Genomic DNA, 2,176 nt, shown 5'->3' on the forward strand with positions numbered 1-2,176 from the left:
TCGAGTAGGAGACGGTGATTAGCCGCCGTCCTCTCACACCACCGTGCGTACCGTTCGGTACACGGCGGTTTCAATAGGTTGCGTGTACAGACTGATATGCCTCGGCTAAATCATAAAAGCCGAAGCGTATCAGTCTTTCTTTTGTCATTGCCATCTTGACCGCCACCGTGTTGCTTGTCCACCAACAACCTCTCCGGCAGTTTCCTGCTTTGTAGGCTGTTTCAAGGGGAACTCCCAACTTGCATAAATTACGAATCTTCGTCCTCGGCTTCTTCCATTGCTTCCAGATACACATCCTTACGCGATGGTACAGCCATTGGTTCAATTCGTCTATGCGATTCTTCATGCTCGCTATCCCGTAGTAGTTCAACCAGCCTCGCATATATTCTTTTATCTTGTCCAGAGAGGTCGGCAGTTTCTGCACCCTCCTCCGGGACACTAGTTCTTTGCATTTGGCTTTCATCTTCTTCCACGCTTGCGGGTGGACTCGTACATATACGCCGCTTCCGTTTTTCCCCAGCGTGAATCCGAGATATTTGAATTGCTTCGTTGCGAACACGCTGACCGTTCTGCTTTTCTCTTGGTTGACTTTCAGCTTCAGTTTTCCCTCAAGATAGGCCGTGCTCTTGACCAAGATTCGCTGCGCAGCTCGCCTGCTCTTGGCGAGCAGTACGATATCGTCCGCGTACCGTATGCACGGGACTCCCCTTTTCGCATATTCTTGGTCAAATTCGTTGAGATAGATGTTGGCTAACAGGGGCGATAAATTCCCTCCCTGAGGGGAGCCTTCTTCTCTCTCTCGGACTACGCCTTTTTCCATGATTCCGCTTTTGAGGTATCTCTTGATGAGCTGGATGACTCGCTCATCTTTTATGTCCTTCCTCAGTAACTGAAGCAGAATTTCGTGGTTCAGGGTGTCAAAATACTTGGATAAGTCCAGCGCTACCGCATAGGTGTAGCCCTGCTCTGCGTATTCTTTCACCTTTCGTATGGCGTCTTTGGCACTTCTTCCCGGTCGGTACCCATAGCTTCCTTCGGCGAACAGCGGCTCATAGATTCCTACGAGCTGCTGCGCGATTGCCTGTTGTATGGTACGGTCTATGACGGTGGGAATGCCGAGTTTCCTCTCTCCTCCGTCCGGCTTCGGGATTCCAACGCTTCGCACCGGCTGCGGGGTATATTTTCCCCGCAGGATTCGTTCCACTAGTGCTTTCGCATGGTTTCCTTCTTTCAAGTGTGCCTGCGTTTCTTCGATGGTCATGCCATCGACTCCCGCGGCTCCTTTGTTTGCCTTCACTCTCTTGAAAGCTCTGTTCAGGTTCTCCCTGCTCAGTATCTTCTCCAAGAGCTCCGGCTGTACACGGTTCCTTTCCTCCCATATCCGACGGAACGACCTTGACGCTCCCGCATATTCTTCGTGTTCCGCACGATCCTTTTGCGGGCAGCCCTTTTCTTTCCGGTTTTCTGCCATTTCCAGTCGCTCCTCCTTTCCCGGTTGTACTTGGATACTCCTACTGATTCGACCCTTCACCTCTCGGCTACTATGGCCTCTGCTGACTTCTGCATATTCAGCACAGCCTTGCGGCTGTGGTTGCCCTTTTCCGAGCGTTTTATGCAGACCTCCCCGGGTACCACACGTTTCTTTCCCTCCATCTACCTGCCGCATTTACCACCGTTGGTTCCGTGTAGCTTTGGGACTTCAACCTGGATCGCGGCCTTATCCCCAACGATAGCCTCCTATGCGGTTCCTGTTCGTCAGGCCGGAGGTTTGCCGCCGACTTCCTTCAGATTTCGCCTCGCGACGAACACCCTTGTCTTTGGCTATGTCTTTCCCGCTACCGGGCAGACTCCGATCTTTCATCGGTTAGAAACGTGCGCCGCCAGGCGCACATCGAGTAGGAGACGGTGATTAGCCGCCGTCCTCTCACACCACCGTGCGTACCGTTCGGTACACGGCGGTTTCAATAGGTTGCGTGTACAGACTGATATGCCTCGGCTAAATCATAAAAGCCGAAGCGTATCAGTCTTTCTTTTGTCATTGCCATCTTGACCGCCACCGTGTTGCTTGTCCACCAACAACCTCTCCGGCAGTTTCCTGCTTTGTAGGCTGTTTCAAGGGGAACTCCCAACTTGCATAAATTACGAATCTTCGTCCTCGGCTTCTTCCATTGCTTCC

At 52.1% G+C, this 2,176-nt stretch carries 1 protein-coding gene and 1 pseudogene; both read right to left on the reverse strand.

Annotated features, from left to right (window positions below):
* Window positions 1-70 precede the first annotated feature (70 nt).
* The gene (gene ltrA / locus AXF19_RS16080) at window positions 71-1,471 is read right to left on the reverse strand and encodes a group II intron reverse transcriptase/maturase (protein ID WP_066844842.1); all 1,401 of its coding nucleotides are present in this window, start codon (window positions 1,469-1,471) and stop codon (window positions 71-73) included.
* A 490-nt stretch (window positions 1,472-1,961) separates the two neighbouring features.
* Window positions 1,962-2,176: pseudogene (locus AXF19_RS16085) on the reverse strand (hypothetical protein); the annotation flags it as partial.

The organism is Selenomonas sp. oral taxon 126 (genome assembly GCF_001683335.1).
GTDB lineage: Bacteria > Bacillota > Negativicutes > Selenomonadales > Selenomonadaceae > Centipeda.